Raw genomic sequence first — 21,813 nt, forward strand, 5'->3', positions numbered from 1 at the left:
ATATGATTCGTTAGGAAGCGAATATATTAAGGGTCGGGGAGTGGAAGGGGAATGTCTTTTTTTGATAAAGTCAAGCAAGGGGCATCAGAGGCAGCGAAGAAAGCACAACAAACCGTTGAGATTACGCGATTCAAAACTCAAATTTCTTCGAAAGAAAGAGAAATTGATAAAATCTATAAATTAATTGGTGAATCGGTCTATACGTCTCATCTTTCTGGGGATTTCACAAAGATCGAAGCCAATGTTTCGGACTATTGCCAAGGCATAGCTCAAATCAACCAAGAGATCAGCGAAATTGAACAGAAAATCACCGAGGTTCGGAATGAAAAAGAATGTGTATGTGGTAAAGTAGTCGCAACTGACACGAAGTTCTGTTCGTCCTGTGGTCATCATTTTGTTTAAGTAAATGGAGAAAAAGCAGTTTCCCGGAGAATGCTTCTGTGGGAACTGCTTTTATTTTTTGTTCCTCAATCCTATGCTATTATACTTAAGAAGATGAAGTAATGGAGGCATGGAAGATGGCTGAACTTATCCAAGATCCTGTTGTTAAGGTAGAAATGCTGATTAGAAAACCAGTTCATGAGGTATTTGAAGCTTTTATCGACCCTGAGATTACGGCGGAATTCTGGTTCACCCACGGCAGTGGAAGATTAGAAGCAGGAACTCGGGTTCAATGGGATTGGGCCATGTACGGGGCATCTGTTGAAGTTGAGGTCGAAGAAATTGAGAGAAACAAACGAATTCTTGTTAATTGGGGCACTTTGGTTGAGTGGACATTCACCTCACAAGCAGACAACGAAACCTTCGTGACAATCACGGACAAGGGGTTCAGTGGCAACGGTAATGAAATCGTTAAGCAAGCGCTTGATTCAACGGAAGGTTTTACGATTGTTTTATGCGGACTGAAGGCTTATCTAGAGCATGGAATCCGCTTAAATCTTGTATCGGACAAGGCTCCGTATGCACATGTTAAGTAAGATAGCTTGATAGGGCAAGCTACGAATAAATGGATTTAGAGGAGAGCCAGCTGCTTCTGCAGCTGGCTTTGGCTTTGTGCGTGAACTTGACACGGTACCTCTTTGCATCGCATAATGACTAGACACCATTAGGTTTCCTATTAAATTATGGAGAGTTGGGAGAGGTGATTCTGATCGAGAAGAATCCAACACGAGATGTGTATGATGCAGTAGCCGATCCAACACGGCGAAAGCTGCTTCATCTGTTAGCCGAGGCCGAGGAATTACCTCTCCACGAAATCACGCTTCATTTTGAAATGGGGAGAACGGCGGTTTCTAAGCATTTGACGATACTGAGAGAGGCTGGACTTGTCATCGATCGCAAGGTTGGTCGGGAAACGCGCTTTCGACTGCAGGCTGCTCCGTTAAGGGAAATCCAGGATTGGGTAGCCTTTTATGGGAAATTCTGGAACGATAACTTTTTGCGACTACAGCAATTGTTGCAAACAGATTTCGATGAGGATTAAACTAAACGAAAAACTTTAAAAAGATGAGAAATTAGTTGAACCGCGCTCAGCGCGGTTTTTTCGTTTTCTTGAGAGGATACTTTCGTGAAATTGGAAAATGATGAGAAAAAGATGTATATTTGCATGTATACATAGACGAGGAAGGTATTCAGCATATAAGAGGAGGTTGTTATCGTCATATGGTGATCACCGGTGTACTCGTAATACTCGTGCTTGGAGCCCTATTTCTTGTTTATAGCACCTTCTGGGTCAAATATGAACATCATGATCTCGGCGATGCGGATAAGAAAAAGAGTTTCACTGTTGTTCAGATATCGGATCTGCATGGGCAAATCCATTTCATGAATGGATCTCTGAGTAAAATGGTAAATAACGTCAAACCTGATCTTGTGATGATCACGGGTGACTTGGTCTCTAGCAAGTCTCAACTGGATAAAGTGCTAGAGGAAATTCGTAGAATAGAGTGTCCGCATCAATTTTTTGTGCCAGGAAATCATGAGCGTTATGGGGGAGTCCGATCCCGTATGCAAATGTACTCGCAGCAAGAATACTCGGATATCCTAAGCTCCATTCAAGCGTCGAATAGGGTAGTCTTATCCAACTGTGAATACCCGATCGAGATGGGCGAGAAGAAGTGGTTGATTTATGGTTTTGATAACTCGCTTAGTGGGTATGAACGACTGACTACATGTGCAGCTGAAATACAAGAATATGATTATGTCATCATGCTTGCTCATTCCCCCAGCATTATTAAATCTGAACTCCATCATCAACTTCCGTATGACTTACTGCTTGTTGGACATACGCATGGGGGCCAGGTTCGGCTACTTGGGCAAACGATTGGCGCTTTCAAGAACTATCCTGTCGGGCTTAAGCGATTAGATAAGCGACGACAATTGTATATCAACCGTGGTTTAGGAACCTCGCGACTTCCAATACGCCTGGCGTGTTCACCGGAGATAGCGGTTTTTAAAATTCGTATGTAGCAAGGCTGCCGCGTGGATCGTGGTGGTTTGGAGGAGGTATCATTTTGGTGAAACATATCTACATCATTACGGGAGCTTCAAGTGGGCTCGGGGCAGAATTATCACGACAGCTTTTGTCGGAGGATACTCAAGTATTTGGCTTATCAAGGACGCTAAACAAGGATATTCAACAGTATGCACACGAGTTAAGATTTACATATAATTTCATAGCTGCTGACCTCTCACAGGTGGAGACGATACAAGTGATCTTACAAGAGATTATCGAATCCATGGATTCTACAATGGTTGAAACTGTAACCCTCATTAACAATGCGGCCACCGTAGCTCCGATTAAAAATATTCAAGAATGTGCGCCAAACGAAATTTTCACGTCAATTCAACTCAATATGACTGCGCCAATTTTACTAACTTCTTGTTTCATTAAAGAAACTAAGAATTTAGCTGCTAAACGCGTAATTGTAAACATATCTTCAGGCTCGGGTCGGTATCCCGCAAGTAGTATGAGTATGTATTGCTCTACGAAAGCTGCATTGACCATGTTCACACAATGTGTGGAACTAGAACAAGCTAAGGAAGCGAATCCTGTGCAGGTGTTTTCAATAGATCCGGGAATGATGGATACGAGCATGCAACAAACAGCACGAGAATCAGATTTCGAGTTATCCAGATACTTTAAACAGCAAAAAGATGAAGGTAACTTGGTTGAACCAGAAGCTGTAGCGCGGAGAATCTTGCTTGAAATCAAATCGTCACAACTAATCTGATTCATTTTCTAAATCAAGCCGTCATACCGATGTGAGATCCTTTTATTTACAGAAGCAAATGCCTATGCTACCATGAATGAATTGATAATGATTATCACTAATATCAAATTCATAAACACAATCGGGGCTGATAGGGTTGCTAGGAAATTTGTATACGCTTGAATATGCAAATCGCACCATCTATGTATATACACCACCATCTATTTATTTGTTGGGGAACAAGAAGGGGTAGGGAGGACCACATTACAGCAATTCATGGTCCCGAACACGAGGAAAACCTACGAGGTTTTATCGGAGAAAATCCCTGGGGGAAGGGACTGTATTCGTTTGGAAACAGATCCCGAAGGCTTACATTTACATCGTTATTTTAATGCTTCTTTTCCTCATGCGATCAGGTTTATATATCCGGGTGTTCAGGGTAAATAAACCGTAGATAATGGATTAGACTTTACTTCAAATAACCAAACGGCAGCCAAGGAGCTTATTGCTTCAATGGATGCCGTTTTTTAAGCCTCTTTTACAAGCCTGCCGAAATAGCCTTCTTAGCTCTTTCCACATTTCTCCCCACAGGGATATAGATCATTTCCTCAATCGTCATCAACTGCGATACCACCTGTTCCGATAAGACATTGCGTCCGTCAATGATAATAGGCTGTTGCATCAATTCAACCATGTAAACCCAATCCAATTCAGCGAACACCGGCCATTCCGTCATAATAATGAGGGCATCAGCGCCTGCAGAAACTTCATAAGCAGAATCCATCACTGTAACGTCTTCCATCGAAAATTGTTGAACGACTGGATCATAGGCCTGAACATCAATACCATAGCGATGACACAGCTGTATCAAAGTAAGAAATGGCGCATCACGCACATCATTCGTATTCGGTTTGAAGGAAATACCAAGCACGCCTAGCCGCTTTCCTTGAGGATTGCTCCATAATGAGATCAGCTTATCCATCATCTGTGGGATTCGTGCTGCATTGATTTGAGCTGTCGCATCGAGTAAGGGAAGTGAACGTCCGATGGCTTTTCCGGAAGTCAGCAGGGATTGTAGATCTTTAGAGAAGCAAGATCCGCCATACCCAATGCCTGCTTGCAAAAAGTGAGGACCAATGCGTCGATCCATGCCAACGCCATGCATAACCTCGCGAATATCCGCGTCATACCCTTCACAAACATCAGACATCATATTGGCAAATGATATCTTCATCGCAAGAAATGCATTGGATGCATATTTGATTAGCTCGGCGCTGCGTCGATCACAGACTTGAATAGGGGCAGTAATCCCTTTGTATAATTGGCGAAGCGCTGCTTCTGCTTGGTGCGTCCGGCACCCGAAAACGATTCGATCGGGGTACATAAAGTCGTTAATTGCACTGCCTTGACGTAAAAATTCTGGGTTAAATGCGACTTCAGATTGGATACCAACAGCCATTAAACTTTGTTCAAGCGCATCGCAAGTACCTATGGGAACCGTACTCTTCATAATCACAAGAGGAGGACAGACGCCAGCTGACATCAAATGAGCAACCACATCTTCGACATGACTAAGATCGGTTTGACCATCCGCACGCGTAGGGGTTCCAACAGCGATCATAAGCGCATCAGCTCCGGCGGAAGCTCTTGCTATATGGGTGTCAAAAAACAAATAACCTTCGCTGCGGCATGTTTTAAGCATTTCTTGCAGATCAGTCTCCCACATGTTCAATTTATTGACTTGTAAGTCTTGGATGACATGTTCCCGATCGACCGCTGTCACGAAATGTCCTAACTTTGCAAAGCAAACAGCTGCTACCAATCCGACATATCCCGTTCCAATAATCGTTAATCGCATGTGTAGTCCCCCTTAAGCCGTGTAGAATCCAGATTTCTTCCCCATACGACGAAAATCAATGATCTGCTCATAATCATGAAGCAATTGATCAAAAATGGTGTCCCACGATCGACCAAGAGCGAACTGTCGTGCTTCGGCACGGAAGCTAGTCATACGATCATTGTCATCGACCAAAGCGCAGATTTCACGAATAAAAGATTCCGACTTACGAGGTGTACATAATACGCCGGTTTCCCCTGGGAGCACCATTTCACGCACACCGCCGCTATTAGCAGCAACAACAGGGAGTCCAGATGCCATAGCCTCTTGAACGACATTACCAAACGTCTCGGTACTGGAAGGGAAGACAAAGAGATCAGCAGAAGCATAAATCTGAGCAAGTGCTTCGCCACTTTGATACCCTGCGAACGTCACATTAGCCGGTGCTTGCTCACGCAGCTCTTGAAGCTGGGGTCCGTCTCCAACTATGAGCCAGTGTACACGATCTTTCACAGAATATGGTAAGTGTTTCATAATGGCAGATAGGGTGTCGATGTCTTTTTCAGGAGCAATTCGACCTACATAAAGGAAGAGATAAGGGGCTGTAATCCCGTATCGTTCACGAACGTCGTTACTTTTCTTTTCTGGTGTATATAACGAGCAGTCTACCCCGCGTGACCAGAGCAACAGGCGATCTATGCCATGTTCTTGCAAGGTAGAGATCGTATCCTGTGATGGAGCGAATGTCGCATCACAAGATTGATGAAACCAATTGATATAGCTCCAATATAGGGGGACCGCAGGTTTCATTCGGTAATAAGAAAGATAACGATCAAAATGAGTGTGGTAGGAGGCTACATGTGGTACATGATGTTTGCGCGCATAGTGAAGTCCGCATAATCCAAGGTTAAAGGGGGTAGCTAAATGAAGCAAATCGGGGCGAAAACGCTCAAGCTCTGTGCGTATGGTAATAAGCCTTGGTAAAGCCAAACGGACTTCGGGATATAGGAAAAAAGGGATGCTCGTAATCGGGCGAATGGGATCTGAGTAAACCGTGTCAGCCGTGCTTTTTGGTGAAAAAACAAGATGTTCAACGCCCCGCCGGTTCAAATAGTCCGTAAATCTTCCAAGCGTGAGTGCAACGCCGTTCATTTGAGGAACAAAAGTGTCGGTAAACAACGCGAGACGCATATGAATCCCCTCCTGTAGTTCCAATATAGCTTAAGCGTAACATGTAATTATTCGGGGGATATCAGTGGAATATGAAGGGAATATAATAATTACTGATTTGTACTTTCTAAACATGAATGTATACTAAGTAGTATGGCATAGGTTAGAAACTCCAGAGAGGATGTGGTAAACCATGATTACACATTTTGCTCAATTGCAATTACCTACAGTATCCATTCAAGGTGTGAAACAATTTTATCAGGACCAGCTACATTTCCCAGTGATCTCGGAATCTGAGAATGAGATTAGCTTCCAGCCGACGGAATTTTTTACACTAACATTTAGAGAAACAAAATTAGCTCTACATCCAGCGCATTTTGCTTTCGAAGTGCCATGTTCGGAATTTGATGATGTCGTGAGTGAGCTTCGAGCGTCTGGTGTTACCCTTTTGAAATGGACAGATGGGCGAATTATTGATCACTTCGGAACCGGGGGAAATGTGTATTTCCGTGATGGGGATGGGAATTTACTGGAGATGATCGCGCATCCTTATGTCAGAGAAGGTATTTTGCCGGCGCAAGGAGATCTGAAAATCTTATACCTGAGAGAGATCGGTTTTCCCGTAGATGATGTAGCTGAATTTAGAGAATTGATGGTACATCTCTTTGATTTCAAGTTGGATAAAGTGTCTGAAAACTTTAGCTTTGCGATTGGGGGAACCGCTCACGCCGTGATTCCATCGACGAAGCGCAAATGGATTCCGATAGCAATGATGGCTTTGCAACCCGCCGCTATGGTTGTCACTTTTGGCGTAAGCAGCATGGCATACATGCAAGAGATAAAAGCTAAACTAGATGCAAAAGGCATTCCTAATGAATGGAAGGACGAAGATCAGCTCTATTTTAAATTAAACGTGTACCACTTCAATTTGAAGCTCGTAAATTTCCTCGAAGATGTGCCTGTTCGCTTGAATTTACCATTTGCAATCAAGTAAGATTAGAGCTTCTAAGGAAAATAGAAGTTCTTGAGGAGCAAGTTATTTTGTTGAAAAATGAAAAGAGATTAAACGCGTCTCAGAACCCATTTGTACTCATGCCCATGTTACTGTTGATCTGGGGATCAGTAGCTGCGGTTAGTAAATTGGTATTGAATCAATTAGACAGCTATCAGATTTTATTTTATATGTACGGAATCGGTGTGGTTATATTTTCAATCATTCTAGTTGTCAAATTGCGTGGGAATATCTCCTTCTCATGGCGGTTTTCAGAATGGATGTTGGTGTTAACCTGTGGTGTTTTTACGTTCTTATATGACTTCCTCTATTTAAAATCACTTGAACTCATACCGGCCGTAGAGGCATCTATGTTAAATTATTTATTTCCCATTTTTATCGTTGTATTTGCCATTCCGATCCATAAAGAGAAGCTAAATCGATATAAAATTCTCTCGATCATCATGGGTTTTACGGGATCAATCCTATTGATTACGAAGGGTGACTTCGCTAATTTCAATTTTTCAAACCTAAAAGGAGATCTGTTGGCGATATTTGCAGCAGTGAGCTGGGGACTGTTTACGAATCTCGTGAAGAAAAACAAGAAAGATATGCTAATAAGCACCTTTGTGATTACCTTAGTAGCCTGGCTATTGGCCATTGTGGGGATGCTCGTATATTCGTATGGCACGTTGCTTCAAATGACGGACTTCTATGGCGTATTCTGGTTATGTCTGAGCAACATCGTGTTCGGATTCTTCCTGTATTTCAGGGCATTGAAGTACTCATCTGCGTCATTAATCGCAAGTTTCACCTTCTTTGCCCCTTTTGTAACGCTTGTGTTTATTGTGGTTTTATTAGGGGAACGGCTGACTTGGATGGATTGTTTAGCAGCGGTGCTTATCTTGTTCAGTGTGCCGGTTCAGAAGTTAGGTGAGGTATTCAGTTTTAAGGCAACAACGCCATAAAAGACTTCGATGCCGCCGATAGCGGGACACCTCGAAGTGTGGCAAGCCCTATTTTACGCGCAGGAATTGGTGGGTTTAGTGGAATTTCGATGATCTCGCCAGCAGCGAGTTCCTCGGCTACATAATGACCGATCACTAAAGCGAGTCCAAACCCACGCTTGGCAAACTGCACAAGAAGATCGATGCTGCCAAGCTCGAACTCGGGTGAGAGCGTAACACCGTTAGAGGCAGTAAAGTCATCGATATAGCGCCTCGTGCTTGCCCCATTTTCCAATAATAGCAGCGGGTATGTATGTAAATCATCAAGTGCTAACGGTCTACCTGCTAGATGAGCAAAAGCTTTGCCTCCTACAAGACAGTCTTGAATCGTTGAGCTTTCTCGGAAATCGATTTGCTTGTCCGAGGCGGGGAGGCTAACGATACCAAAATCGATTTTTCCCTCCTTGAGCAATGCCAAGGTTTCGGGCGTCGTACGATTCGTAACGCGGATTCGCACACCCGGATGTTGTTCGTGGAAAGCCTCTAGATAAGGCAGTAGATGTATTAGCTGCACAATCATCTTTCGTTGTTCGGTACCAAGGGGGAAGTAATGCTGGGCATACGATCATTAATGATTACGGTAAATTCGCGTTGCGAATGCTGCCTTCCGGCGTGTTTTATTCTCATGTAACGAACGTGATAGGGCCAGGAACGGCACTCGATGTTGATATATTGCTAAGCGAATTAGATGAACTTGAAGCAAGAGGTGTACCTAAGCTTAAGTTGTACATTTCTGAGCGGGCGCAAGTGGTATTGTCGGTACATCAACTCTTCGACGAACTCGAAGAAGCACGGCTTGGCGCGCGCAGTTATGGCTCAACCAAGCGCGGAATCGCACCATTTTACGCGGACAAATACGCGAAGCTAGGTATTCAGGTGGCCGATTTATTTGACCAAACTCGGTTACAGGAACGACTCGAACATTTGCTCACGGCGAAAAATGTGTTACTCACGCATCTATATGGACATCCAGCCATCCAATCGGATGAACTCATGGCGCAACTGTTGAGCATGGCTAAACGGATAGCTCCATACGTATGCGATACAACGACGCTACTCCAAAATGCGAATGCAAATGGTGAGCCCATATTGGTGGAGGGCCAGCTTGGTGCACTGCGTGATCCGGATCATGGTATTTATCCGTATTCGACGTCGTCTTCGACACTTGCAGGTTTTGCTCCTGTCGGAGCAGGACTACCTGCCTATGCGATTACCAACGTGATCGCGATTGTTAAAGCCTATTCGAGCTGTGTTGGCGCAGGGCCCTTCGTATCGGAGCTGGAAGGCAGCGAGGCTGAGGAATTACGTCGCCGCGGCGGCGATGCCGGTGAATATGGCGTAAACACGAAGCGTCCTAGACGAATGGGGTGGTTTGATGCGATTGCCACCAGATACGGCTGCATGATACAGGGCGCGACAAGTGTCGTTTTAACAAATCTAGATGTGTTAGGCTACTTGGATGAAATACCTGTTTGTGTCGGATATGAATTGGCGGACGGGACAATTGTTGATCGGTTTCCAGTCACCGCGTTGATGGATTCGGCGAAGCCTGTTTTATTACGAATGCCAGGTTGGAAATGCGATATCTCTCAGGTTAAATGTATGGAGGAGCTTCCAGAAGCAGCGAAAGCCTACATCAATTTCGTGGAATCCGCAATTGGCGTGAAGATTTCAACGGTTTCTGTCGGGCCAAGACGCGAACAAGTTTTTCAGCGATAGCTACAGTTTGATTGCTTACAGCCGCCGCGAGGTGGCTTTTTCTCACAAACATCATAGTAATCGGGGAAATGGGAAAAATAACCACAATACATTTTTGGAGGGATTCATATGAAGAAAAGTATTGTGGTTGTGTTGATTGTGGGAAGTGTCCTGATTCGTCCAGGTCAAGGTGAAGCTGAAGTACCAATGCCATGTAGTGCCGTCCTTAACCCAGTAAATGATGACAATGGTAATGCGAGAGGTGCAGCGCTCGTTTACAAAGTGAAACTAACACCAAGCTTTCCTCGAACCAGTATCAGCATGCATGCGAATCACTTACCTGTGCCATTTTCAATTGGCGATTATGATGCGTATGAAGGTTTTGCTTATATTCAAAATGAGATTAGTTGGCGCTTCAAGCTGTACCCTACGACTCAGGAAAATGGCCCCACATGGGCAGGAAGAATTGATGATATTACGGCTGATTTAACGAATAGCACGATGGAGGTCCGACTTTCGAATACGAGAACGGGGAGGCTGGGACCTGTCATTTTAACCAGTCCGATGAATTCGTGTAAATAAAAGGGAAATGGGCTGAAACTTATCCGTGTTGGTTTCGTCTAATGATGTGAATTACTACAATCTGGGTTATTACATTGAGGGGGATTCCATATGTCAGAACAAACCATGGCTCAAAGGTTAGAAGAACTAGGAATCGTACTTCCGGTGGCAAGTGAACCAGCTGCGAAATATGCCAATTATGTGAAAGTAAACGGTCTATTGTTCGTCTCAGGGAAGGGGCCGGCCGGCAATCCAAAAGGGAAACTAGGTAGGGATTATACAACGCAAGAAGGATATCAATTTGCTAGACTAGCCGGTATCGAAATTCTCGCTGTTCTGCAATCTGCTGTAGGTTCACTGGATCGAATTAAACAAGTAGTTAAACTACAAGGTTTTGTTAATGCAGTTCCCGAATTTGAGGAGCATCACAAAGTGTTGAATGGATGCTCGGATGTCATGTTGGATGTTTTCGGAGATAAAGGGATGCATGCGAGATCCGTATTCGGGGCTGTATCGGTCAGAGATAACCTGCCGATTATTGTTGATTCTATTTTTGAAATTGAAGAATAAATGTTTGCACCGTAGGTCAGTCAGTTTTGGAGGTAATGAAGTGAAAAAAGCAAGATGGAAGCTATATACGTATGTGCCGTTTCTAGCAGCACTTCTAGTCATCGGTTTGATTCAAACCTACATGCTGGCTAATGAAAATGTGAAGCCGTATCCCGAACCTTTCGGCCGGGCAATGGAATTAACGCAGTTAGCTACGTATGGTGAACCTGTGCAAATGATTGGCGAGAGCAGCTTTACGTATCTGGCAGGGAAATCGCTCGAATTTGTCACGATTGATAAAGAAGGGCGTAATAGCAATGAGACTCGTCCCTTACCAGATGCGGGTGCGTTCCATTCCTATAGGCTGATTGATAGCGACCATATCATCTGGGTCGGGGACGACAATAAACTATTTGCGAGTGAGTGGAAGAGCGGTACATGGACTACGAAAAACGCACTTATTGAAAACGACATAACCAATTTTCAAACAGTGAGGGATTCCAAAGGGGAAATCATACTGCTGGCTTACAATGAATCAACGCTCTATGTAGGCAAATTTCATCCGAATGAAAAGCTGAGTTGGTCCAAGCTTGATATCGCTAATATGAAGCATATCCAAGGTGTAATGGATACTTCTGGCGGCAGCCTTTCCCTTGTTTACGCAATAAATAAAGACGGTAACGAATCGTTTCACTATGCTAAGCTAGTGTCTGAAACTTGGAAGCCACTTGTGCATAACAAACTAAAGGACATGGATAATGCAACGAGTAGTTTGGATGATATGGCGCTTGGGGTAGACGGTTCTTCTTTGATGACGGTGTATACCACCAGTTCACGTAAATCGGGGAAAAGTTCCTTGCACATGATCACTTTCCCATCTAATCAACCGGATAAGGTGCAAGATGAAATCCTTAACATTCCTGTATCTCAGGGGATCGATTCCGATACGATTTTACATCCTACATTTACGCATTCATCTACTGGTGAAATAACGCTTGTGGTATCGTCGGTGTATGAGAAGAATAGGCGTCAAACGAGTCAAGAGGTGTACAAGGTTGGCTTTAAGGATGGTAAAATGCTCGACGCCACTAGGATTAGTCAATTCGGTGGATTCGCTACCTATCCGAACTTTGTCTCGAACAACGGGAGCTCATTATCCATTTGGTTGGATGCCGTGAATGCCGAATCGTTTCGTGTTTACTACGCCACAGATCAGCTTCCCTATCAGGAGCGAATGAACAGCATTCGTGCAGAGGACTTACAACATGCTGCAGGGAATCTACCGCTGTTTTGGGGGATTGGCATACTTATCTCGCTTATTAGTTTAAAATGGATCCTATTACCCGGCCTGTATTTAGTTGTCATCAGTGTATTCTGGCAATACCATTATGATGAGCACGCCAAGCGGCACTTCGGGATATCACTCGCGATGTATCTAGCGGTAAAGGCGTTATTTATCGGAGATTACCGGAAGACGATCGCTCTCCAGGTGATGCCCGATTTCTTGCAATCGGTTTGGGCTAGTTTGATTATACTTCTCTTATTTGCTCTGATTTCTTATCTTTCGACCCGTTTATGGAGAAAAGGATTATCCGAACGGAATGTTGGTTTGGAGATGTTCTACTTCGTTGTACTTGATGTTTTCATGACGAATATGTGGTATTCGTTCTTCATGTCTCCGGCAACTTTGTAGTGGTTTCTCAAGAGCATATATTGAAAATAATACAAACGCTCTGGGTCGGACTGAAACTAATAACATTGAGGTGGGTTTATGAAAAAACTTTTTGGGATTGTAATACTTGCTATGCTTGGATTTGCTTTATACATCGTGCCAAGTGCAGAAGCATTATCCTGTGCGCCGCCACAACCAGCGAAACAAGAGATCGAGCAAAGTTCCGTTGTTTTCAAGGGAAAAGCAATTGAGATTAAAAGTGGAGGGCTAACTATTTTTCAAGTTGAGGTAGCTTGGAAGGGAATAGATGATCAAATAGTTGAGATTTATGATAATGGATGGGATCCCTATACGAAAGGTATCGATTATTTAGTTTTTGGAAGCCAGCGGGATGGGAAGATAATAACTAACTTATGCGGGCGTACCGGTCCTTGGGATACTGCACGAGAAGAAGCAATGAAAGGTACTAATCTTGATACCATCGTATTAAATAAAGAAGTTCCTCAAGTTGTGGAGGATAGTTCAAAACAGTTCCATATGCCTATGTGGTCTGTCATTATGGCAATCTTTATTTTCTCCCTAATACTGACGATCGGTATAGTGATGATCAGTAAACACCGTAGAAATAAATAATAGGGGTGGAAATTATGGATAATGATCTTATCTTTAATAATTTTAGACCAATTTATATGTTCTTTATCATTATTCTAGCCATTTCATTGTTAATCGTTATTTACCAGAAAAATCGGTCTAAGCTAATTAATGGATTTACGATAATAAGTATCTCATTTATTAGTTCAGCCGTATCTACTTTTATGACTTTTCAAATAGGTATTCTTTCTGATGAATTAGGAATGGGAGGAGATCCTGTTTCCTTTTTTATGTTCATTATAATTGTGATAATGTCAGTAATTAATCATGTTGCTTACTTTAATAATGGCTATGTTAACTCTTAATGTTGAAATTTGATTATTTACAAACAAACGTTCTATAATCATGATTCGGAGTGATTTCACCTATGAATTTGAAGGTTTTGAAGAAACTCGCAGGTGCTTTAGATGAAAACGGCAAACAAGAACTCATATACTTTTTACAGTCCCGAATAAAAGGGATTTCGGCTCCGATTCGTGCGATTGATGAAATCCAGGAGCAAAAGCATAAAGAAGGGCTTGTTTGTCCATATTGCGACAACCATACTGTTGTGCGATTTGGAAAATATGTTATTAAAACTCGTTCAGGAGAGGTAAAGCGGCAGCGCTACCTCTGTAAATCCTGTCGTCAAACCTTTAACGATTTGACCAATACACCACTACAACGAACAAGAAGACCTCATCTTTGGGTTCGATTCATTGAATGTATGATTGAGGGCTTTTCATTACGGAAATGTGCCGAGTTGTTGCATGATGAGGTAACTTATGTAACCCTGTTTTACTGGCGGCATAAAATTCTTGCTGCTCTGAAACAAATTCCAACCGAAACGTTCCAGGGCATCGTCGAAATGGATGAGACCTATTTCTTGTTCTCTGAAAAGGGAAAAAGGAATATTGCTGAACGTAAGTCCCGTAAACGTGGTGGCAAAGCTAAATATCGTGGCATCAGTAACGAACAGGTATGTGTATTGGTTGCTCGTGACCGTCAGAAGATGACTTTCTCTAGCGTTCTTGGACGGGGACGTATTCGGACAACCGAACTGGATAAAGCTATCGGCTGTCATTTAACTGAGTCAAACGTACTTTGTACCGATTCATGGAGGGCATTCAGTTCCTATGCTAATACGAAAGGTTTAGCCCACTACCGTTTCAAGTCAGATGGGAAACAGCATGTTAAAGGCGTTTACCACATTCAAAATGTAAACAGTTATCATAGTCGATTGAAACGGTGGATAGGCAGATTTAATGGCGTTGCAACGAAGTATTTACAACATTATCTGGCATGGTTTCGTTATTTAGACAGCAAGGAATACGAAGGCGAATACGAAAAATATGTTAGTAATTTCTTGCATATATAACGGAACGGAAACTAATCGTTCACTTCGTATTATGGAGGTATGAAATTTCTTGATTCGTAAATCATTGAAGTTGAATAAGAGAATCTTGCTTGGGATTACTGTTTTAGTAATAATACTGCTGACGTATGGGGCATTTAACTTCTATCTGATGTTTGGACCAAGGCATTCCCATTATTTTTGGACAAATAGCGCTTCTCTTTCTGATGAAAAAATAGGAAATTTCGCTCTGAATCAAAGCATAATAGCTATTACTCCTCCGCCAACTCCTCAAAATAATCATGTCAATTATGATTACTATTCATACGAGAACGGTCTGACAATTGCCACAAAACATAACGATGATAAAATCATACGAATTTGGCATGCAAATTCAAGCAATGATATAAAAACTACAAAAGGAATCGGTATTGGCAGCTCTAAGTCCGATGTATTGTCCGCATATGGTAAAAACTATTATAAAAGGGATGAACAAGGTGCTAATGTTATTGGTTACATAGATAAAACAAAGCATCAGACTTTGGAATTTTGGTTATTTGGCAGTGTAGTCAACAGTATTCGATTAGATATAGATAGCATGGAGTGAATGGAGTGAACAGCGATACGTTCATGTGGTATCGCTGTTTTCATCCTACAATTTCAACAATAAAAATTAACATAGCCTTAATAATAAGTACGTAATACATCCTTGAACTCCAAGACTTATTAGAAAAGGATAAGCGACAAATACAAGTGTACCTTTTATAGTTGTGGCAGACGATTCAGAAGCAAAAAGAAATGGACAGGATGGGATCTTTGCACTTTGTAGTGAGAATTGTGGGACTAAAATGAGAGAAACAATTACAAAAGAATTAGAACTTTTTTCAGGTGAGAGCAGAATGGTGCGGTTATAAAAAACTAATCACAAAGTGAAGCGTGCTGTTTGACCACAAGTTTCACATCAGTATACAACGGAAAGCCACTCCCTGGAGTGGCTTTTTAGACATAGTAGAATGTATAAGATTAGTGGTTTAGCAGGCTGACGCATGAAAGATAGCCTGTTCTGCTATTGGTTAGTTGTTATAAATATTAATGTAACAACATTTTTTTATTGTAAATCAATAAATAATATGATAAATTCAATATGCTATTAACTTAATGTGTTCATTTTAAGGAACAAAAACTAGGTAAAGGAATGAAGCCGTGTATGAGCAGCGAACCTATCATCAGTTTGCAAAATGTGACGAAACGGATCGGCCGAACCACAATCATCGACGATCTTACGTTTGATGTGCCGCAAGGCGAAATTTTCGGCTTCCTTGGCCCGAACGGATCCGGCAAAACAACGACCATCCGCATGATCGTCGGACTGATGTCGACCACCAAGGGACAGATCTTGATCAAAGGTAAAAATATCAAAACCGAATTCGAGCAAGCGATCCGACATGTCGGAGCCATCGTTGAAAATCCGGAAATGTATAAGTATTTGAGCGGATATTTGAATCTCGTTCATTTCGCCCGCATGGTGCCGGGTGTGACGAAAGAAAGAATCGACGAAGTGGTTAAGCTGGTTAAGCTGGAGGATCGTATTCACGACAAAGTCAAAAAGTACTCTCTCGGCATGCGTCAGCGTCTCGGGGTCGCTCAGGCGCTGCTGCACCGGCCGTCCCTGTTGATTCTGGATGAACCGACGAACGGTCTGGACCCAGCGGGGATTCGCGAGTTGCGCGATTATTTGCGACAATTGACCCGCAACGAAGGAATCACCGTTATTGTCTCCAGTCATCTTTTGTCCGAGATGGAGCTTATGTGTGACCGGATCGCGATCCTTCAACAGGGCAAGCTGATCGATGTGAAGCCTATAGAGCATTTTACTCAGGGGAACGAACAGATTCAAACGTATCGAATTGAAGCGCAGCCGTCAGAACTGGCGTTGGAGGCATTGAGGCAAATGGATGGAATCCAGGGGGTCAATCTCACCGAGGAGGGGCATGTCGAGGTCACGGCTGATCGGGAACAGGTTCCAGAAATTTTGTCGCGACTGATGCAGCAGCAAATTCGCATCTATGGCGTCCAGATGGTTCGCCTATCATTGGAAGATCGTTTCCTAGAAATAACGGGGGTGAAGCAGCTTGTTTAATCTTGTGCGCAATGAAAATATGAAGATTTATCGACGGGTGCGAACGTGGATTCTGGTCGGATTTATGATCGCATTGGTACTTTTTGTCAATATCATAGAATGGAATACTGATGGAAAACAATCGCAAGGCGAAGGCTGGCGAACGGAGCTGCAGCAGGAAAAAGAGCATCGAAACGAGCTTTTGACGAAACCCGACCTAGCTGAAGAAAGCCGCACATATAACCGACAGCGGATAGCACTCATCGACTATCACCTGGAGAAAAGTATACCCACGCCGGATGGCACAATGTGGGATGGCATAAACGGTTCGGCTTCTATGATGCTTGTGATTACCGTGTTCACTATTATCATCGCAGGAGACATCCTTGCAGGCGAATTCTCGTCAGGCACGATCAAGCTGCTACTTATCCGGCCGGCTAGTCGCCTTAAGATTCTCATAGCCAAATATATCTCTTCGTTGATGTTCGGCATGCTTTTGTTGCTTACGCTTTTTGTCGTATCCGTCACGGTGAACGGTATCTTATACGGCATTAGAGATCTGAATCTGCCATTGATTGAAGTTACGTATGATGGGTATATCGTAGAGAAGAATATGCTCCTCAACCTGTGGAAAACGTATCTACTTAATGGGATATCCACGATCCTGTATGTCACTATGGCCTTTATGATCTCGTCCGCTTTCCGCAGCAGCACAATGGCCATTGCGTTCTCCATCGTCGCCCTGTTTGGAGGCAATATTCTGCTGGAGGCGCTGCAACGGTTCGATTGGAGCAAGTACCTACTATTTGCGAATACCGATCTCACCCAGTATCTGAGTGGGAGACCTTATCAGTCTGGCATGACGCTTTCGTTCTCCATAGGAGTGCTTGCTGTCTACTTCCTTGCATTTAATTTGATTTCTTGGCTTATGTTCACGCGAAGAGACGTGGCGGCTTAAATTGCAATGCGAATGTTCGTTCGATATAATGAGAGAAAAGGAGGAGATGCTATGGGCAGGATATTGCGATTTGAAATGCAAGCAGCTGAACCAGATCAACTCATTGAATTCTATACACGAACTTTTAATTGGGAATTCACCAAGTTTCCAGGACCTCAAGACTATTGGTTTATTAAGACAGGAAGCAGCGAAGAACCAGGGATTAATGGGGGATTAATGAAATCTCCTGATGGTACGACTCGGACCATTAATTCCATTGAAGTGACTTCGATCGATGATTTTTTAGCATCTGTTACTGGGAATGGAGGAACCATTGTCGTTCCGAAAATGAGTATGCCAGGAATGGGCTACCTTGCTTATTTTACGGATCCGAGTGGAACGATTGTGGGCATTTCACAAGCGGATTTGAATGCACAATAAACATATACATGTTTGCTAGAGGAAAAGATGGGTTGCCTATTGGCCAATGTCATTAAGTTAAGGCGCGGGTCCAAATATCAAGAAAAAGAGCAGGTTATCGAAAAGATAGCCCGCTCTTTTTTTTGCACGAAAAAGAGAAGTAAGACTTGACAAGTACGTATAAATGTGTGGCGAAGCCCCTTGAAAAACGAGGAGGTTACGCCAATGAATGAGTACGCAAATTCGCTAAAACAAACACTGACATCCTTTATACGAGAAATGTCAGCCACACCAGCACCTTATGTCAAAAATCCTGAAAAAGATTTTACACGAAAGAAAAAGCTTCCCTTTGAAACGGTCATGCAACTCCTAATCTCCATGGGTGGCAACAGCATATACAAGGAGATCTTGGAATCACAAGGCTATGACGTAAATACCGCAACCACTTCTGCTTTTGTCCAGCAGAGAAATAAAATCCTGCCGTCTGCTGTGGAATGCTTGTTTCACAAATTTACGCAATCGCATACGGATATCAAGAACTACCGAGGGTATCGATTAATTGCCATTGACGGTTCGGATTTGCATATCGCAACGGCCCCTGCGGATAGAGACACCTACTGTCAAAGCCAACCCAACACGAAAGGCTATAACCTTCTGCATTTGAACGCAGCCTATGACCTCTGCAACAGACTGTACTTAGATGCCAATGTTCAGCCACGAAGGTTGCGTAACGAGGGAAGGGCTCTGGCTGCTATGGTCGACCGTTCCCCCATCAAAGGCAAAACCATTGTTATTGCCGATCGAGGTTATGAAAGTTACAATAATTTCGCGCACATTGAACGCAAAGGATGGAACTATGTCATACGGGTAAAGGATTTGGATTCGAGTGGTATTCTTTCGGGCTTGTGTTTGCCCTCTGGCGGAGAATTTGATCGAAACATTCATCTGACACTCACCAAAAAACAAACAAAAGAGATCAAGGCTCATCCTGAGATTTACAAGTACGTCCCTTCCTCTTCTACCTTTGATTTTTTAGATTTGCATGAGAACTTTTTTCACCCGATTTCCTTTCGGGTTGTTCGTCTCACCCTGCCGAGTGGAGCTTATGAAACCGTTATTACGAATCTTTCTGCTGATGATTTCCCACCCGAGGAGCTCAAGTCCATTTATAACATGCGCTGGGGCATTGAAACCTCTTTCAGAGCGTTGAAATACACCGTCGGGTTAACGAGTTTTCACGCAAAGAAACAAGAGTCCATCACCCAAGAGATTTTCGCAAGATTGATCATGTACAATTTTGTTGAAATGATGACCTCTCACGTCGTCATTTCCCAAATGGATAAACGGCACCACTATCAAGTTAATTTCACGGTTGCCGTTCATGTTTGTAGACATCTCCTACGCTCAAGGGGCGATGAACCCCCACCCGATGTTGAAGCACTGATTCGCAAAAACATTTTGCCAATTCGACCCATCCGCCCAGGACAGCAGAATACGCGCAAAATCCGATATAAATCAGCTGTTAGCTTCGTCTACAGAGTAGCATAATTCGGCTCATTTGAACATTTTTTAAGCGGATATTCCATCCGCTTTGTTTGCTGTGCGCGTTTGTTCTTGCTTGCCAAAAAAAACAAACGGCACAGGGCTTATCCCATGCCGTTTCAGATTACAATTCTATTCTCATCCTAGTTTTTGAGTGTAAACTAAATGACATTGGCCTATTGGCAGCTCTTCTTTTCGTGGAAGTGGATAAATTCTCGATATAAATCGATGGGATATTTTGTTATAAAGAGGCTGAAAGACTTCAACGACTGGGCTTCGACTATATAGAATGCGCGCTTGTATCATTAAATTTAGAGGATGAGGCGGATTTGGGCGCCAAGCTTCCCTTGTACATGAACTGTCCGCTCCCCGTGCAGGCGTTCAGTATATTTTTTCCGGGAGACTTGAAAGTGGTTGGTACAGAAGCCGATGAGGAACGACACAGACGTTATGTCCACAAAGCTGCAAACGCTTTAAATAAGATCCGAGCCCGAGCGGCTGTTCTAGGCAGTGGGAAAGCACGCCATATTCCGGATGGTTGGAAACGAAATCGCGCAGAGCAGCAACTTCTCCAGCTACTAGCCCTGATCGGTGAAGAGTTTCAAGGTACTGGTGTTTCGTTGGCCATAGAGCCATTGAATTAAAAGGAATCCAACATCATTAACACCGTTTCGGAGGCTGTCCAGTTTGCCAAACAGGTCAATCATCCTACGATTCGTGTTTTGGCAGATTTCTATCATATGAAAGAAGAGCAGGAACAGCTATCTACATTTAGCGAAAATAAAGATTGGCTTCAACATATCCATCTTGCCGATACCGGATGGTTGTCGCCGGGGAGAGGACAGTATCCCTATGATCAATTTGTATCTGCATTGAAAGCGTCAGACTATAAAGGTATGATTTCTGCGGAGTGTACCGTTCATGATCCGGAGAAGCAGTTTGCGGTAAGTTTAACTTTTATGAGAAAAAAATTCCAATAGTAACGGTATCGATTTGAAAAGGAATTAGCTAATTGGGGTCGAAATATTAAATACCGAGTAGTTTACTGTGAATTATATTTTTCGGGAATTAGGAAGATAAGGTTGTGAAGCTGATGTTAAAAGACAAAATACTTAGAAGAGAACCAGGTATCATCACCTACGGTATGACACCGCCTAAGGAAACACAATCGCTTGACAAAATGATTGAGATTTCACAAAAACAATGTGAGCGGCTTCAGAAGCTTCAAATAGATGGCTTAATTCTCTATGATGTGCAGGAGGAAAGTGATCGCATAGATCAAGATCGGCCTTTTCCTTATTTGCAAACGGTTGATCCAACTACATACAGTGAGGAGTATTTAACCACGTTAAATATCCCGAAAATTATTTATCGCTGTGTTGGTAAATATACAGAGGAGCAATTGTCTGAATGGATTCAATCTGATCTTGATAAAGATCGCTTTTCCGTGTTTGTCGGTGCGTCGTCCAGTAAGCAAGAAGTAAGTATGGGGCTTCCAGAAGCTTATGAGTTAAGTAAAAAGCTAAATGATAATCTTACTTTAGGTGCAGTCGTCATCCCAGAAAGACACATGAAAAAAGATGATGAGCATCTTAGAATGATTAGCAAAATAGCGAGTGGAAGTCGTTTTTTCATTTCTCAAGCAACTTATAATGTTGAAGCGTCGAAGAATTTCTTATCGGATTATTATTATCATTGTAAAGAAAATAAATTAGACATGGTGCCGATATTAATGAATATTGCACCTTGTGGATCTACCAAGACCCTAGAATTTATGAAATGGCTAGGGATCAGCATACCGAAATGGTTGGAAAACGATTTGAAATTCTCGCATGATGTTTTAGACAAATCCGTAGCGGTATCGCAACAAATTTTCGAAGAAATTTTCGAATTCGGCCTAGAAAAAGGGATTCCTATCGGGTGCAGTGTGGAGAGTGTCTCCACGCGAAAAGTTGAAATCGAAGCTTCGATTCAATTGGTGCATGAGATTAAAGCCATGATGGAGAAGAAAATGCGGTCAACTTTTGTTTTTTAATTGTTGTCTATACGAAGGAGCAAATCTGCCTCAGCAGTTGCTCCTTCGCTTTATTTTAGCTGATAAAAGGGGAGTCACT

23 protein-coding genes and 2 pseudogenes are annotated in these 21,813 nt (G+C 42.9%); 22 read left to right on the plus strand and 3 right to left on the minus strand.

The features are described 5' to 3' along the window. The first annotated feature begins 51 nt into the window (after positions 1–51). The 5 genes from AC58PQ_RS21485 (at position 52) to AC58PQ_RS21505 (ending at position 3,233) form a co-directional block, all read left to right on the plus strand. Positions 52–402, plus strand: a complete 351-nt coding sequence (locus AC58PQ_RS21485; protein ID WP_497245119.1) for a zinc ribbon domain-containing protein — start codon at positions 52–54, stop codon at positions 400–402. Between the two features lie 116 nt (positions 403–518). Continuing rightward, positions 519–977, plus strand: coding sequence for an SRPBCC family protein (locus AC58PQ_RS21490; protein WP_497245121.1), 459 nt, complete (start codon positions 519–521; stop codon positions 975–977). 170 nt (positions 978–1,147) lie between these two features. Further along, entirely contained in the window at positions 1,148–1,483 is a 336-nt protein-coding gene (locus AC58PQ_RS21495; RefSeq protein WP_497245265.1) for an ArsR/SmtB family transcription factor, read from the plus strand. Between the two features lie 179 nt (positions 1,484–1,662). Further along, the gene (locus AC58PQ_RS21500) at positions 1,663–2,469 is read left to right on the plus strand and encodes a metallophosphoesterase (RefSeq protein WP_497245123.1); all 807 of its coding nucleotides are present in this window, start codon (positions 1,663–1,665) and stop codon (positions 2,467–2,469) included. Positions 2,470–2,516: 47 nt separating this feature from the next. Beyond that, entirely contained in the window at positions 2,517–3,233 is a 717-nt protein-coding gene (locus AC58PQ_RS21505) for an SDR family NAD(P)-dependent oxidoreductase (protein ID WP_497245267.1), read from the plus strand. Positions 3,234–3,750: 517 nt separating this feature from the next. Here AC58PQ_RS21505 and AC58PQ_RS21510 read toward each other — a convergent pair. Both AC58PQ_RS21510 and AC58PQ_RS21515 read right to left on the minus strand, forming a co-directional pair. After that, on the minus strand, positions 3,751–5,070 hold the full coding sequence (locus AC58PQ_RS21510; RefSeq protein ID WP_497245125.1) for a UDP-glucose dehydrogenase family protein: 1,320 nt from the start codon (positions 5,068–5,070) through the stop codon (positions 3,751–3,753). A 12-nt stretch (positions 5,071–5,082) separates the two neighbouring features. Beyond that, entirely contained in the window at positions 5,083–6,240 is a 1,158-nt protein-coding gene (locus tag AC58PQ_RS21515; protein ID WP_497245127.1) for a glycosyltransferase family 4 protein, read from the minus strand. Between the two features lie 172 nt (positions 6,241–6,412). Between AC58PQ_RS21515 and AC58PQ_RS21520 the strand changes: the two genes are divergently transcribed. Both AC58PQ_RS21520 and AC58PQ_RS21525 read left to right on the plus strand, forming a co-directional pair. Continuing rightward, positions 6,413–7,213: a VOC family protein gene (locus AC58PQ_RS21520; RefSeq protein WP_497245129.1), complete on the plus strand. Its 801-nt coding sequence runs from the start codon at positions 6,413–6,415 to the stop codon at positions 7,211–7,213. 47 nt (positions 7,214–7,260) lie between these two features. Next, on the plus strand, positions 7,261–8,178 hold the full coding sequence (locus AC58PQ_RS21525; protein ID WP_497245131.1) for a DMT family transporter: 918 nt from the start codon (positions 7,261–7,263) through the stop codon (positions 8,176–8,178). Here AC58PQ_RS21525 and AC58PQ_RS21530 read toward each other — a convergent pair. Then, the gene (locus tag AC58PQ_RS21530; protein WP_497245133.1) at positions 8,159–8,737 is read right to left on the minus strand and encodes a LysR family transcriptional regulator substrate-binding protein; all 579 of its coding nucleotides are present in this window, start codon (positions 8,735–8,737) and stop codon (positions 8,159–8,161) included. The two genes, AC58PQ_RS21525 and AC58PQ_RS21530, sit on opposite strands and share 20 nt — an antisense overlap. Between AC58PQ_RS21530 and AC58PQ_RS21535 the strand changes: the two are divergent. From AC58PQ_RS21535 to AC58PQ_RS21605, 15 genes and pseudogenes are all read left to right on the plus strand, one after another. Further along, a pseudogene (locus AC58PQ_RS21535) lies at positions 8,707–9,936 on the plus strand (adenylosuccinate synthase); the annotation flags it as partial. The gene AC58PQ_RS21530 and the pseudogene AC58PQ_RS21535 overlap by 31 nt on opposite strands. Positions 9,937–10,044: 108 nt before the next feature. Further along, the gene (locus AC58PQ_RS21540; protein WP_497245135.1) at positions 10,045–10,497 is read left to right on the plus strand and encodes a YoqH family protein; all 453 of its coding nucleotides are present in this window, start codon (positions 10,045–10,047) and stop codon (positions 10,495–10,497) included. Between the two features lie 90 nt (positions 10,498–10,587). After that, a complete protein-coding gene (locus AC58PQ_RS21545) occupies positions 10,588–11,046 on the plus strand; it encodes a RidA family protein (protein ID WP_497245137.1) in 459 nt (152 codons plus the stop codon). A 40-nt stretch (positions 11,047–11,086) separates the two neighbouring features. Next, on the plus strand, positions 11,087–12,718 hold the full coding sequence (locus AC58PQ_RS21550; protein ID WP_497245139.1) for a hypothetical protein: 1,632 nt from the start codon (positions 11,087–11,089) through the stop codon (positions 12,716–12,718). A 78-nt stretch (positions 12,719–12,796) separates the two neighbouring features. Next, a complete protein-coding gene (locus tag AC58PQ_RS21555; protein ID WP_497245141.1) occupies positions 12,797–13,330 on the plus strand; it encodes a hypothetical protein in 534 nt (177 codons plus the stop codon). 14 nt (positions 13,331–13,344) lie between these two features. Further along, on the plus strand, positions 13,345–13,653 hold the full coding sequence (locus tag AC58PQ_RS21560; RefSeq protein ID WP_497245143.1) for a hypothetical protein: 309 nt from the start codon (positions 13,345–13,347) through the stop codon (positions 13,651–13,653). 62 nt (positions 13,654–13,715) lie between these two features. Next, positions 13,716–14,748: pseudogene (locus tag AC58PQ_RS21565) on the plus strand (IS1595 family transposase). A gap of 6 nt (positions 14,749–14,754) precedes the next feature. Next, a complete protein-coding gene (locus AC58PQ_RS21570) occupies positions 14,755–15,288 on the plus strand; it encodes a hypothetical protein (RefSeq protein ID WP_497245145.1) in 534 nt (177 codons plus the stop codon). Positions 15,289–15,888: 600 nt separating this feature from the next. Then, positions 15,889–16,821: an ABC transporter ATP-binding protein gene (locus tag AC58PQ_RS21575; RefSeq protein ID WP_497245147.1), complete on the plus strand. Its 933-nt coding sequence runs from the start codon at positions 15,889–15,891 to the stop codon at positions 16,819–16,821. Next, entirely contained in the window at positions 16,814–17,758 is a 945-nt protein-coding gene (locus tag AC58PQ_RS21580) for an ABC transporter permease (RefSeq protein WP_497245149.1), read from the plus strand. Before AC58PQ_RS21575 ends, AC58PQ_RS21580 begins: the two co-directional genes overlap by 8 nt. A gap of 51 nt (positions 17,759–17,809) precedes the next feature. Further along, positions 17,810–18,178: a VOC family protein gene (locus AC58PQ_RS21585; RefSeq protein WP_497245151.1), complete on the plus strand. Its 369-nt coding sequence runs from the start codon at positions 17,810–17,812 to the stop codon at positions 18,176–18,178. Positions 18,179–18,382: 204 nt separating this feature from the next. Next, positions 18,383–19,705, plus strand: coding sequence for an IS4 family transposase (locus AC58PQ_RS21590; protein WP_497245153.1), 1,323 nt, complete (start codon positions 18,383–18,385; stop codon positions 19,703–19,705). A 323-nt stretch (positions 19,706–20,028) separates the two neighbouring features. Further along, complete coding sequence (locus AC58PQ_RS21595; protein ID WP_497245155.1) at positions 20,029–20,343, plus strand: hypothetical protein; 315 nt, start codon at positions 20,029–20,031, stop codon at positions 20,341–20,343. A 15-nt stretch (positions 20,344–20,358) separates the two neighbouring features. Continuing rightward, positions 20,359–20,679 carry a sugar phosphate isomerase/epimerase family protein gene (locus AC58PQ_RS21600; RefSeq protein WP_497245269.1) on the plus strand — a complete coding sequence of 107 codons (321 nt, stop codon included), beginning with the start codon at positions 20,359–20,361 and terminating at the stop codon, positions 20,677–20,679. A gap of 113 nt (positions 20,680–20,792) precedes the next feature. Further along, the gene (locus tag AC58PQ_RS21605) at positions 20,793–21,734 is read left to right on the plus strand and encodes a methylenetetrahydrofolate reductase (RefSeq protein WP_497245157.1); all 942 of its coding nucleotides are present in this window, start codon (positions 20,793–20,795) and stop codon (positions 21,732–21,734) included. The last annotated feature ends 79 nt before the right edge of the window (positions 21,735–21,813 follow it).

The sequence above is a fragment of the Paenibacillus sp. J22P143 genome (assembly GCF_059692035.1).